The organism is Emticicia fontis (genome assembly GCF_054779675.1).
Window position 1 is genome coordinate 68,112 of the sequence record NZ_BAAGXU010000015.1, and the last position, 13,028, is coordinate 81,139.

A 13,028-nucleotide genomic window follows, 5' to 3' on the forward strand; every position below is an offset into this window, starting at 1 on the left:
TTGCGGTCGGAAGAGAGTTTCTGATGAAGTGTTATTGTACTTTTCTAATAATTTCTACTGCAATATAATAAGTTGTAAAAATCACTTGCAAATTATTTTAATAAAAATTTAACTTAACATTAAAAATAGTTCAAATTATCAAATAATAACTTGAATATGTACAATATTGAAGAATATTTGTTTATAAATGGTGTATTTGATAAAATATATTATAAGTGTAAAAATTAACTAAAAAATAAATAAAAATTATAAAAAGCTAATTTATATGTTTAAAATTGTATCAAATAATTAGAAAAAATTAAAAAATTCTAAAAAATGAGTTAAAATTTAATTGAATAAAATTTTGCTATTTTGTTGTATTATACTACTTTTGTCACAGTATTACTTTTCTACAATTTCTAAAAAAAACATTGAAATACTCAGCAATATTTCGATGCCAATGCAAGCAAGCCAAATCTTCTGAATTTATCAGTTCAGTTACAATCATCCACTGTCTGTTTAAATAACATACTTATTACGATCAAGGTTAATAAAACTAAACAATTTTATACTCTTTAAACAATCTATCAGATGAATCAGAATATTGACAGACGCAATCTTTTAAAATCAGGCTTGATGACATTGGGTGGTATGGTAATCGCCCCACAATTAAGTATGGGCGCTTTTCCAAATACACCTGTTCAGTTAGATAGTAAAAACAGATTATATTATACTCCTTTAATGCGTGAACACTTCATCAGCACTCCACCTGATGTAACGAAATTAAAGGCCCGTTTGAATGCCAATGAAAATCCATATGGCCCGCCAGCCAGCGCAAAACAGGCAGTAGTTGATTCTGTAGCATTAGGTAACCGTTATGCGTGGAAAGAGTTGAGCGATTTAATTGGTAAAATTGTGAAAAAAGAAGGGCCGGGAGTAACTCCTAATCATATCATGATGGGGCCGGGGTCGTCTGACTTATTAGAGAAAGTAGCGATCGTGCAATTTATGCATGGCGGTAATATCGTGTCGGCTGACCCTTGTTATATGTCATTAGTAAGTGTTGCAAAATCTGTTGGTGCAAAATGGAAAGCTGTTCCATGTAAAAGTGACTGGTCTCATGATTTACCAGCTATGGAGGCTGCCATTGACGCTGATACTAAATTGGTGTATATCTGTAATCCAAACAACCCGACTGGTAGTATTACATCAGGTAAAGAATTATTAGATTTCTGCTCCCGTGTGTCTGAGAAAGTTCCAGTGTTTGTTGATGAAGCTTATCTGGAGTTAGCAGAAGGAACAGGTACTGAAAGTATGGTATCTTTATTAGGAAAAAATAAAAACGTAATCATTGCCCGTACATTCTCTAAAATTATGGGTATGGCAGGTTTACGTGTAGGTTATATCGCTGCTCAGCCAGCTTTCTTAGACAAAATTCAGAATATTACCAGAGGTGGTATGGGTATTTCTTATACTTCTGTACTAGCAGCTTCGGCGAGTATTGAGGACATGGAGTTCCAGACTATGACCAAGAAGCTAAACTCTGAAGTAAAAGCCTACTTATGTTCTAATTTGGATAAGATGAATTATAAATACATTCCTTCTTATACAAACTTTGTTATCTTCCCTATCTCGATGGACGGTAAAGATTTCTTAGCCAAAATGTATGCAAAAGGCATTGGTATCAGAACTTTCGATATCCAGAAGAAAACGTGGTGTAGAGTGAGCATGGGTACTATGGACGAAATGAAACTCTTCGTTAAAGCCCTGGAAGAAATCAGCTAAATCTTGTCCCTTTATTTATTCATTGATGTTTGGGTAAGGCAAGCCGGTTTAGGCGTCTTATCCGAACATCACAGGAAAGTATTTTCCTAAATTCCCAATTTCTTATGGCAGTCGCACTTCAAAAAACATTGATACTCATATTACTTATAGTGATAGGTTTGGGGTTAAGGTCGAAAATCAAAGGTAAGACAGAGCTGAATGGAATTAAAGAATTGATTCTTTCAGTCGCGCTTCCCTCCACAGTTTTTGTGGCCTTAATGGGTGTCAAAATAGATTCATCCTTATTAATTTATCCACTCATCACGTTGGCATTTAATTTCTTTATTTACTTGTCAATGCCATACATTCTGACGCTCTTTAAACTGGAAACTGATAGTTCAATCGGGCGTACATTAACTATGCTGATGCCTTCATTAGCACCTGGTTTGTCAAGTTTCCCATTTATTCATGAATTTCTTGGAAAAGAACCTCTAGCTAAAGCCGCGATGGCTGATGTAGGAAACAAATTTTTTGCGTTGAATTTCCTTTATTTTGTTGCCATGAATATGTATCTCAAAAACAACAAAACTAACGAAGTAAAAGAAGAAGGAAAATTGAAAAGCTTATTATTGAGTCTCGTAAAGGAGCCAATAAATATCGTGATGCTTTTAGCAATAGGATTTTTGAGCTTTGGAATTAGCTTTGAGGACTTACCTCCTGTTATTTCAGAAATCTTTAATCGTACAAGTGCTTTGATGACGCCAATGGTACTTATCTATATTGGTTTGGCAGTACAGCTAAAAGAAGGTAAAATCAGATTAGCAAGTTCGATTTTATTGTTCAGAGCGGGAATAACCATACTCTTCAGCGTTTTGATTATTACTATTTTTCAGATTTCAGATCCGACCATAGTATTATTAGCTGTAGTTGTGCCTTTAAGCTCATGCAGCTTCTGGCCTTTTGCCCATATGTCAGCTGTTGCTTTGAAAGAAGAGAATAATCATGTGCCGAAAGATAAGCGAACATTCAATATTGAGTTTGCTGTATTAATTCTGGCGTTTTCTTTACCATTTTCTACAATTCTGGTGATGGGTATTCTAACAGCAGGGACATTCTTTGCACATACAGAAACACTTATCATGACAGGGCTAGGGTTAATTGCCATTAGCTTTGTGCCTAAGTATATTGCTAAAACCGCAAGGGTAGTGAAGGCGAGAGTTGAGAAGGTTGAAGCTTAGAAGAACTCTATCCCAACGGCAGCGGCCGACCGTCCTTCCCCAACAATGGGGAAGGGCTTAGAAACGCCTCCGCTATACCTTATAATCTACACAATCTTTCTGCTGCTTTTTCCAGCATTTCATCATCTTTTGCAAAGCAGAATCGCAAAATCTTATTATCATATCGTTCATGATAAAACACAGAAATCGGGATAGATGCTACACCAATTTCTTTTGTCCAGCGTACAGCTAAGTCATAATCTGATTCCTCTGTAATTTGTGTATAAGAAACCATCTGGAAAAAGCTCCCCTCGGCAGGTTTCAATGTAAATCTCGAACCTTGTAGCCAATTAATAAATTTATTGCGTTTATCCTCGTAAAAACCTCTGACTGATAGGTAGTTATCCGGGTCTTTCATAAAATCTGCAAAAGCGTATTGCATGGGAGTAGGAGACGCAAAGGTAATCCACTGATGTGTTTTCCTGAACTCTGCAGTTAATTCTTTAGGGGCTAAGCAATAACCTAATTTCCAACCGGTTGTGTGAAAGGTCTTCCCGAATGAGCCACATAAAAATGTTCTATCTTTTAATTCCGGATGAGAAGCAGGCGATAGATGCTGTCTATTGTCAAAAATAATATGCTCATATACTTCGTCTGAAACAATGAAAATATTCGTTCCTCTCACAACCTCAGCAAGCTTAGTCAAATCTTCTTGCGTCAGGCATTTTCCGGTTGGATTATGAGGGGTTGTCAGCATAATTGCTTTAGTGCGCGAAGTGATTTTGCTTTTCGCAACCTCCCAATCAATTGTAAAATCGTTTTCGGCAGTTAAAGTTACGTAAACTGCTTTGCCACCATTTAATTCTATTGAGGGTACGTAGCTATCATAAGCGGGTTCAAAAACTATTACCTCATCGTCTTTATGTAAAATAGCTGCCATGGTAGCATAAATCGCTTCTGTACAGCCGGATACAATCGTTATTTCATCGTTTGGGTGATAGTGTAGATTATATAAATCGGCTGTTTTTTGCGCTAATATTTCTCTTAAAGGCATAATACCCGCCATTGGCGCATATTGATTCATGCCCTTCTGCATATAATGATTAACTAATTCGATGAGCTTGGGAGAACAATTATAATTAGGAAAACCCTGCGAAAGATTTAATGCTCCAGTTTCGGCAGCCAACTGCGACATAACCGTAAATATGGTAGTACCCACATTCGGTTGTTTAGATGTAATCGTCATTTTTTAATATTTCACCTTCAGGATTGGTGAATAGGGTAATTAGATAAAATAATTTATTCAGGTTCTATTTTTTCAATCGGTCTAGCTCAAATTTCATTTCTCCAACCAGATGGTTTAGTTTATCAAAACCGGGGCTAGGCTCTGGCAACTGATAGCTTAAAAACGCTTTTATTTCCCAGGTCTCAATCACATCGTTGATAGATATTTCGGTGCTCGGGAAACGGTGATTGTCTGAACTTAATAATAGCGTACCTTTGATTTTGACCTGATTATAAACCCGGCGATAAATGATGCCCTGAGGTTTAGTAACCAGCACATAGTTTTTACTATCTGATATTTCGTACCAGTTTTTAACCAGTGAACCAATTAATAAAGCACCCTCAAACGCAAAATCTTCTGCTGCCTCAAACGCTCTGTATTCTCCAACGGGTAAGGTAGGCAAGTGAAATTCTGTTAAAGTTTTCAGGAAACTCAACTCTTTATTTTTCATCAGATAATCGTTGAATTGAAAACGACGAACTATCTGAATGGTGTTTTTGTATGATGGTGTTTCTTGATGATACTTAGGTGTCGGTTCGATATATTCAGGTTGCGCAGGTGCTTTATAAGGCTGATTATCAGGCACAAACTTGGGTGCAGGCTCTGTGTAGCTAATGATTGGATTAGGTTTAGGTAATACATTCGTAATCATCGGCTCAGGCTCAAACTGCATTTTATCAGCTGGTTTCAGCATTACCTTTTGCGCTACCATTTCTGTGTTTTTTTCTTGCGATGGCTGGTCGTCACCCAAAAACTGATGCATTAAATCTCCGATAGAAGGAGGGAAGTCAAAAGGATCATCCTCTGGCTCCGGTGCCTCATCGCTATAAGTAGGCTTTGGCTCAAAACCAAAAGTTAAATCAGGCGTTTCTCTTAATTTGCGTATATCTTTTTTGACAAAATCATCAACACTGATGCCAAAGGTATTGGCAATGATTTTAAGTGTATCAACCGGAGGAACAGCACGGGCTTCTTCATAGGCACCTACATTGGCTCTTTTGGTGCCAATCCGACGGGCAAACTGGTCTTGGGTTAATCCGTTGATGCGTCGGAGGTATTTCAGATTATTACTTATGAGTGACATCTGGATTTGTTTTCAGGTATGGATAGAATAATTATCAGGAATATGTTATCTCATAGTGAGATAAAAAGCACAAATACTACCCGAATATCTAAAAATTTTAGTAATTCACCAAATTGCATTGGTTTTTGAAAGTTTTTTGTATAATTAGAAGAATTTTTTTGAATTTTGCGTCTATCTCCTTAATAAGAAACCAAATGACTTCTATACCTTCAACCATTGATACAGACGTTGAGGCTTTGTTTCAGCTTCAAAAGAAAAATCTTTTAAATCTTGGTGCAACTACCTCAAAAGAGCGCATCGTGAAGATAAAAAAAGTGATGAACTGGGTAATTGAGAATCAGGAGCGCATGGCTGATGCCTTAAGCGCTGATTATCAGAAAAGCCTTTTCGAGGTTAAGGTAAGCGAGGTGATGCCCGTAGTAAGTGAGGCAAAATATATTATCAAGCATCTGGATCAATGGATGCGTCCTGAAAGTGTAGAAACACCTTTAAAAATGTTGGGTACCACCAGTAAGATTGTTCATGAACCGAAGGGTAATTGTCTGATTATGAGCCCGTGGAATTATCCTTTCAATCTTACATTAAAGCCTTTATTACAGGCAATTGCTGCTGGAAATGCAGTAATTATCAAGCCGTCGGAAATAGTAGTCAATGCCTCAAAGCTATTGGCCGATATGGTTCGGGAATTATTTCCAACAAACGAAGTAGCAGTGGTAGAAGGAGATGCCAAAGTAGCTACATTATTATTGAATCTACCGTTTAACCATATCTTTTTTACCGGGAGCCCCGCTATTGGCAAAGTAGTGATGCAGGCGGCTGCCAAACACCTGGCATCGGTTACTCTAGAATTAGGTGGAAAATCACCCACCATTGTTGATGAAACAGCCGATATTAAGTTTGCTGCGCAAACCATTGCCGCTGAGAAATTCCTGAATAACGGACAAACCTGTATAGCGCCTGATTATATCTTTATTCATCGCTCAAAAACCGACCAATTTGTTGATGAAATGGGTAAATACATTCAAAAAATGTATGGGAGCGATGTTTCCAAATCACCTGACTATTGCAGAGTGGTCAATAATAAACATTTTAATCGGGTAAAGGGATTAATTGACGATGCTGTTGAAAAAGGAGCAAAAATTGCCATTGGTGGAAATACAAGCAATGCAGAGAACTTTATTGAGCCAACCGTGGTTAGTCACGTTAATGCTGAAATGCGAATTATGCAGGAAGAGATTTTTGGCCCTGCATTACCAATTCTGGAGTTTACAAATCTGGATGAAGTGAGCACTTATGTTAATGAAGGTGAGAAACCGCTGGCATTGTATATATTTAGTAAAAAGAGAAGTAACATTGATACTATCGTGCAGAATACGTCATCTGGGGCAGTAGTAATTAATGAAACAACCATTCAGTATTTACAGAATAATTTGCCCTTTGGTGGCGTGAATAATTCGGGTATAGGCAAATCATTCGGGAAATATGGTTTTGAAGAGTTTTCAAATAAAAAGGCGGTAGTAGAAAACAAATTTTCAACTTTTAGTATGTTTCATCCGCCTGCTACCAATAGAGTGATGAAAATGCTCGATTTGGTTATAAAATGGCTTTAACCGATTAACACTATGAAACTTACCAGAAGGGCATTTATTAGTCTGTCTGTTTTTATTGCCCTTGCGGTAACAAGTACAATTATATTTATGCAACAAAAATTTTTCGGAAAAAATCCGTTTGGCGAGAGGCTTAAAAGGATTCTGAAATCACCTCATTATAAAAATGATTCTTTTCAGAATATATCAGCTACTGAAGTAATGAAAAAAGATGCTTCTTATATAAAAATGATGAGGCAGTTTTTTAGTAAACCAAAGGATATAAAGCCAGCGGTCACTTTACCATCAGTAAAAACGGATTTAGCAAATCTAAAAGCTGATAAGCCTACCATTGTCTGGTTTGGTCATTCTTCTTATTTTATTAAATCGAAAGACATAACGATTCTGATTGACCCTGTGCTGAGTGGTTCTGTTTCACCGATTGGAGGGTCTTTTGCGAGTGCTTTTGATGGAGCTGATATTTATAAAGCCGAAGATATACCCGAAATTGACATACTTTTTCTCTCGCATGATCATTATGACCATCTCGACTATAAAACAATTGTTAAACTTATTCCCAAAGTCAAAAAATTCTATGTTTCGTTCGGTGTAGGTTCGCATCTGGAATTCTGGGGTGCTGATCCTTCAAAAATAGTAGAGTTTGACTGGTGGGATAAGCATAAGATAGGCCAGGAAATAGAAATTATTGCAACGCCGGCACGTCATTTTTCTGGTCGTAGTCTGACACGTGGTAAAACTTTATGGTCTGCGTTTATCCTCAATATTCATGGCTATCAATTGTTTCTGGGTGGAGATTCAGGCTATGATACGCATTTTAAGGAAATTGGCGATAAATACGGCCCTTTTGACATTGTGATGTTAGAAAATGGGCAATATGGTGAAGACTGGCCTCTGATTCATATGTTTCCTGAGCAGACTGCACAGGCAGCCATTGATTTAAAAGCTAAACTTTTGTTGCCCGTTCACTGGGGAAAATTCGTTTTGGCCAATCATCCCTGGAATGAACCAATAAAAAGATTAGTGGTAGCAGCCGAAAAGAATAATTTACCAATCACCACTCCGCTCATAGGCGAGCCTGTGGTGGTCGGAGATAAGAACCCCGATAAGGTATGGTGGGATATTTAATTAATTGAAGGCTATTAATAGATTGAGCTATAAACAAAAGAGTCTGTCATTTACAACAAATGTAAAGACAGACTCTTGTTTTTTGAGAAATTGGTTCTCAAAAATTCTTAAGATTTTATGAATGGTGAGGCAATTGCCAATACCTGTTCTTTTGTTAATGGCTCATCAAATGCTTCAGAAATAGCTTCAGGAGATTTTCCTGCCAAACCAGTCAGATTTACGCCACCTTGCATTAAATTGTCTTCACCTGCGTAAACGGCAGCCGGAGTTCCCTGATTCAAAGTAATCCAGCCTTTAGCACCTGGTACAAAACCTTTTGTGTTCAATAAGCGTCTTACTACCGAGGCGTGGCGGGCTTCCACTGAGTGAATTTGAAGAGCTGCTTCCAATAAAGGTTTATCTTCTGCTGCCATCAAGTTACCTGCCTGACCTTTATATGCTCTTACCCCTGTATCTTCCAAGGCGTGAGACACGATTGCAAATGTTTTATAGTTTGTCATCACATCAGCAAATGCACCTTTACCAGTTACATCAAAAGTTGGTTTTGCTATTGCTTTTGCGCCAAGCGCTGTTTTCAAGAATGCTACGTGCGCTGTTTCGTGCTTACTGATTTGTGCAAAGATTGGTCTTTCTGCTGCCGGAATCAAATTGGCTGCTGCAAGACCTGCTTTATAAAAGTCGTCTTCTAAGTATTCAAGAGTTAGCGCAAAATTCAATACATCAATTGCTCCCGGAGTAGCAGCGTATGCTTTTTGAAGTGTTGCAGCTAATACAGCCGGAATAGCCAAAGCCGAAACTTTTTTGCCTAGTGTATTGAACATACTGCGTCTTGAGATATGTTCTAGTCTTTCGTGAACATCCGTGTCCACTTTCTCTAATTCTGATATTATATTGAAAAGATTCATTGTCTGATTGGGTTAAGCAGTTGGAAGATTTGATGCTGTAATGGTTGTTTTTACATAAGGTTTTACCGCTGCTAAAATTTCTGCAGGTTTTTTGGCAAAGTCAAGGCCATTGGCATTCACAATATCATCGCCAGAAAAAGAAGCAGAATTTGGAGATAAAATATCTCTGATAGCTGCTGCGTGACGAGCTTCTACTGAAACAATTTTACCTGCTAACAACAAATAACCACCGTCTTTGATAAGATTACCTGCACCATTATACGCAGCTACACCTGTATCTTCAAACAATTTGGCTGCTCCCAAAACACTATCCCTTTTAGTAAAGTCAATGCTCGAGAAGTTTACTTCAAGGCCAGGTATGGCATTAGTGCCTAAGGCTGCTTTGAAGAAATCTCTGTGAATAATTTCATGGTCGCGAATGTCAGTAAGTAAGGCTTTTTCGTCAGCTGTCATTCCAGAATATGGAGTAGCAACTACCTGAGTGTAAAAAGCAGCTTCGAGTTGTTCGAGTGCATAAGCATAGTTAAGGATTCCAACATCTCCACTTCCCAAATCCACAGATCCGGTGGCTGGCGTCATGTCATCATCTTTATCGCAGCCAGCTAAAAAAACAGCACCTGCTACGGTTGTCATTCCGGCACTTCTTAAAAAGTTGCGTCTGTCTACGGATTTAACGGATTCATCTTTTGATTGCGCTAGTGGCGATGAACCCAAATTAGGTGTTTCCATGGGCATGAAATTGTTTAAATGATATAGCCTTTGAAAGCTATGAATTGGATTTAATTTATTTATTGTAATACATGAATTTACGAAGTTTTCATCTAGTCGGATTTCGTAAGTGGAAGATTTTTTAAAAGAGTGTTAAATCTTATTTTTATTATTCTTTACTTTTCCAGATTTGCCGAATATTGTTTGTTAAGGCATAAAAAACTATACCAGCAGATTTGATTAAGTTAAAATTACCGAATAGGGGAAATGTTTGTGTATTTACGGTGGTATTAATCGACTTATGTGGAATAAATATCTCATATTCATAAAAAAAGTCTTATACCAGTGGCATAAGACTTTAAAAAAAATATTTTTAATTTTAATTACAACCTCCGGTTTCAGCCCTGAAAATTGTTCCTGAATCAGCTTTAAAGCCTGCGTTTAATTCTACGGCTTTTGCCTGATATGTCGCCTTAGTACCAGAACCTGTTACATAGTTGGTAGCTGTTATTTTACCATTGGTGGCTGAGGCTTGTTTGGTGACATTGCCTGAGGTGATGTTGTCTGTTGGGTTGACAAGCACGACATTATTACTGCAAGGGGTATTACCTGTGATAGTAACATTAATAAAATTATCGCTTAGTTTGCCGCAGACTGTGTTATTATTCAATAAGGTCTGGAATGAAGAGAAAGATGTTCCTTTATAAGAATCTAAAGATAAACCTCCCTGATACGATAAGCCATAAATGCGATATGAACCTGCCGGATAAGTAGCTTCTATTGATAAATTAGGGTCATCCTCAAAATTTATAATAGTACCTGAGTTAATATCATAAATTAAATAGGTATAGGCATAAGGCGAACCTATTACAGGATCAAATAAATCTGCGCTTGCTGGCTTTGAGGTTAAATTAATAGTATAAGAAGCCGGATTAGGAACACCGCTGAACCCTGTAATGACCATTTTATATGTTGTAAATGCCGTAAGATTTACAGTTAAATCATTATTTGTATAAACGAAAGATCCGTCATAATTTGCACTTGAGCCTACCCAATTAGTACACCTGCTATTAGGGTTAAAGCTTGTTTGATAAATACTTAATAATTTATTTCCGATATTCGAAAATTTATAACTACCTGAAACACTAGGGATAAATGTGAATATATCATAATAGGTAGCATTGCTGAATTGAGTACAGTTAGCAGACTGATTTCTAACTGTGATGCCCGTAGGAGAATCCGTGTTAGCAATTGTACCTGAAAAACTATTAATCACGGTTCCAACTCCTGTAAGCGACAAATTAAGATTGGCAGAGCCAGCAGGTTGAGAAACAGCAGTAGATGGAATAATGTTTGAAGTTTCAGGCGAACAGGTATTGGTAATAGTAATGTTAACATTATTTATATCAAAAAAGATATTCCCGATAGCTTCAACTTTTATCCTTCCTGTTGAGGTTAAATTATTTGGAATTGTAATGATTTGAGAACCATCATTGGGTGTACTTGCTGCTAATACAATAGGAAAGGTCTGCCCCCCATCTGTAGAGAATGAGATTTTTACATTGGCGCAACTAATTGGAGCTAAATCTGTATTATTTTTAGACCAGGTTATATTGGCTGTATTGGTGCCGTTGTAAATCCATAGAGTTGCAGAATTTTGGGAGGTAATCAGGAAAGGCCCGGTATTACTTACAGTTACAGTGGCCTCATCTGAATCTACTCCACCTCCATTCGCTTTATTATCTCTAACTGTTAACCTGAATTTCATCGTTCTTGCTACTTGTGGTAAATCCTCTCCCTCATTATCTGCTGGATTGTTGGCGTTATTGAGGATAAAATTTAAAGCAGGGAAGGTGCGTGAAGGAACATTCGCAATTTTACTTCTGAACAGTGGAGCACTAGCTGTACTATTCACAGCGGTGTAATTTCCAAGACCTTTTATATTGCTACCAAATGCGCCTTTATCGCTGCCTGTAGCAATATCGTATTGTTCCCAAGCATAGCTTAAGACGTCTGTGCCATTTGGGTCAGTTCCTGAACCTGTTAAGGTAAAAGGAGTGCCCTTTGGAATTGTATAATTATTGCCAGCATTTGCGCTTGGCGGGCTATTTCCTGTATTAGAACTGGTATAGCAGGTATTAAAGTTATTAACAGAATTGAGTATCTGCTCAATACTTTTGGTATGAAAATAAGATTCATTGTTTGGGGCGGTCAACACGTAACTTGAACCACAATTACCACTATAACCCATTAACGTAGACCCACTTCCAGGTTCAATAGCTGTCTCATCATCCCATCCACTAGTACAAAATCCACTTGGCCCATCGTAAGCATTGTAGGTATGCCAAGCCATAAACTGATGCCCTGTTTCATGTGCGAATATGCTTACAATCATTCCTAAAGCAGCATTGGTAGTAAATTCTGTCCACCCTCTAGCCTTGCTATTGTCAACACAAGGAGTTGGTCCAGCCTGTCCCCTGCCAGAATAACTTCCATTACCGGGGTTTGGTAAAGTATTAAATACATGTCCAATGTGATATTTACTATAAAGTAATGTTCCATTATTATTTAATGTCGTGAAACCTGTTTGGGCGTTTCCGGCATTAGCAAAATTAGGGTCAATCGTAAAAGGATCAGCCGCAGATGAGTTGAAGATAATTGACATGGAAGTAGTGGTCTCAGCAATCAAAGAAAATCGGATGGCTACCTCAACTTCATAAATAAGGTTTACAGCATTTATAATTGATACAATTTTATCTCTTGCCTGGGTTTGACCTCCCAAACCAGTTGTCATGGTATAGGTAGCGGCAGTGGCCATATTAAATGTACGCAATTGTGAACCAATAGGAAAAGGGGAGACACTTAATACCCGTCCATTTTTATATTCCTTTAAAAAAGTTTCATTTCCATTTACATTACAACTCCCTTTGGGTACTTCATTTATATTGTATATTCTGTATGCACCAGATTTCCCTTCAATAGGTTCAATAAAATAATACCCATTATTATAGCGCATGATGGCGGTAAATCCTGAAGGAGTAATAGTGATGCGTATTGGAATATTTTTATCTAGTGTCTCGCCGCTATAGGTTTTAATTTCGCTTAACTGATTCTCCATAATTGGCGAGGTCTTGATTCTGAAAAGCATCGAACTCCCACCAGGCGAAGGAAGACTCACAACGGGCAGTAAATCATCAGTGGTAGCATTGGCATTTTGTAATTGCTGAGTCAGTTGATTGAGGTTGATTTGTACTTCACGTCCAAAAGAAACTGGTTCTTGTGCAAGGACAGTGAATTGTATACTTAGAAAAAGAAGGCAGGATAAAATTTTCTTCATATAAGATGAGTTAAGGG

9 protein-coding genes are annotated in these 13,028 nt (G+C 37.6%); 4 read left to right on the forward strand and 5 right to left on the reverse strand.

Features of this window, described 5'->3' with window-relative positions; genetic code table 11:
* Nucleotides 1–570 precede the first annotated feature (570 nt).
* Together ACYVFA_RS08830 and ACYVFA_RS08835 are read left to right on the forward strand one after the other, a co-directional pair.
* A complete protein-coding gene (locus ACYVFA_RS08830; protein WP_460471455.1) occupies nt 571–1,764 on the forward strand; it encodes a pyridoxal phosphate-dependent aminotransferase in 1,194 nt (397 codons plus the stop codon).
* 104 nt (nt 1,765–1,868) lie between these two features.
* Nucleotides 1,869–2,981 (forward strand): AEC family transporter, encoded by a 1,113-nt coding sequence (locus tag ACYVFA_RS08835; RefSeq protein WP_460471456.1) that lies wholly within the window; start codon nt 1,869–1,871, stop codon nt 2,979–2,981.
* Nucleotides 2,982–3,060: 79 nt separating this feature from the next.
* Here the strand turns inward: ACYVFA_RS08835 and ACYVFA_RS08840 are convergent, their stop codons facing one another.
* Nucleotides 3,061–4,206, reverse strand: a complete 1,146-nt coding sequence (locus ACYVFA_RS08840) for a pyridoxal phosphate-dependent aspartate aminotransferase family protein (RefSeq protein WP_460471457.1) — start codon at nt 4,204–4,206, stop codon at nt 3,061–3,063.
* Nucleotides 4,207–4,270: 64 nt separating this feature from the next.
* The gene (locus ACYVFA_RS08845; protein WP_460471458.1) at nt 4,271–5,329 is read right to left on the reverse strand and encodes a helix-turn-helix domain-containing protein; all 1,059 of its coding nucleotides are present in this window, start codon (nt 5,327–5,329) and stop codon (nt 4,271–4,273) included.
* A 194-nt stretch (nt 5,330–5,523) separates the two neighbouring features.
* Between ACYVFA_RS08845 and ACYVFA_RS08850 the strand changes: the two genes are divergently transcribed.
* Complete coding sequence (locus ACYVFA_RS08850) at nt 5,524–6,939, forward strand: aldehyde dehydrogenase family protein (RefSeq protein WP_460471459.1); 1,416 nt, start codon at nt 5,524–5,526, stop codon at nt 6,937–6,939.
* 12 nt (nt 6,940–6,951) lie between these two features.
* Nucleotides 6,952–8,061, forward strand: a complete 1,110-nt coding sequence (locus tag ACYVFA_RS08855; protein WP_460471460.1) for an MBL fold metallo-hydrolase — start codon at nt 6,952–6,954, stop codon at nt 8,059–8,061.
* Nucleotides 8,062–8,168: 107 nt separating this feature from the next.
* On the opposite strand, the gene ACYVFA_RS08860 is transcribed toward ACYVFA_RS08855, so the two are convergent.
* The 3 genes from ACYVFA_RS08860 to ACYVFA_RS08870 form a co-directional block, all read right to left on the reverse strand.
* Nucleotides 8,169–8,966, reverse strand: coding sequence for a ferritin-like domain-containing protein (locus ACYVFA_RS08860; protein WP_460471461.1), 798 nt, complete (start codon nt 8,964–8,966; stop codon nt 8,169–8,171).
* Nucleotides 8,967–8,978: 12 nt separating this feature from the next.
* A complete protein-coding gene (locus tag ACYVFA_RS08865; RefSeq protein ID WP_460471462.1) occupies nt 8,979–9,695 on the reverse strand; it encodes a ferritin-like domain-containing protein in 717 nt (238 codons plus the stop codon).
* Nucleotides 9,696–10,053: 358 nt separating this feature from the next.
* Nucleotides 10,054–13,011, reverse strand: a complete 2,958-nt coding sequence (locus tag ACYVFA_RS08870; RefSeq protein WP_460471463.1) for a reprolysin-like metallopeptidase — start codon at nt 13,009–13,011, stop codon at nt 10,054–10,056.
* Nucleotides 13,012–13,028: the final 17 nt, after the last annotated feature.

Excerpts from the sequence above, each read along its gene's own strand:
- ACYVFA_RS08830 (WP_460471455.1), top strand. The coding sequence starts at position 571 with ATGAATCAGAATATTGACAGACGCAATCTTTTAAAATCAGGCTTGATG.
- ACYVFA_RS08835 (WP_460471456.1), top strand. The coding sequence starts at position 1,869 with ATGGCAGTCGCACTTCAAAAAACATTGATACTCATATTACTTATAGTG.
- ACYVFA_RS08840 (WP_460471457.1), bottom strand. The coding sequence starts at position 4,206 with ATGACGATTACATCTAAACAACCGAATGTGGGTACTACCATATTTACG.
- ACYVFA_RS08845 (WP_460471458.1), bottom strand. The coding sequence starts at position 5,329 with ATGTCACTCATAAGTAATAATCTGAAATACCTCCGACGCATCAACGGA.
- ACYVFA_RS08850 (WP_460471459.1), top strand. The coding sequence starts at position 5,524 with ATGACTTCTATACCTTCAACCATTGATACAGACGTTGAGGCTTTGTTT.
- ACYVFA_RS08855 (WP_460471460.1), top strand. The coding sequence starts at position 6,952 with ATGAAACTTACCAGAAGGGCATTTATTAGTCTGTCTGTTTTTATTGCC.
- ACYVFA_RS08860 (WP_460471461.1), bottom strand. The coding sequence starts at position 8,966 with ATGAATCTTTTCAATATAATATCAGAATTAGAGAAAGTGGACACGGAT.
- ACYVFA_RS08865 (WP_460471462.1), bottom strand. The coding sequence starts at position 9,695 with ATGGAAACACCTAATTTGGGTTCATCGCCACTAGCGCAATCAAAAGAT.
- ACYVFA_RS08870 (WP_460471463.1), bottom strand. The coding sequence starts at position 13,011 with ATGAAGAAAATTTTATCCTGCCTTCTTTTTCTAAGTATACAATTCACT.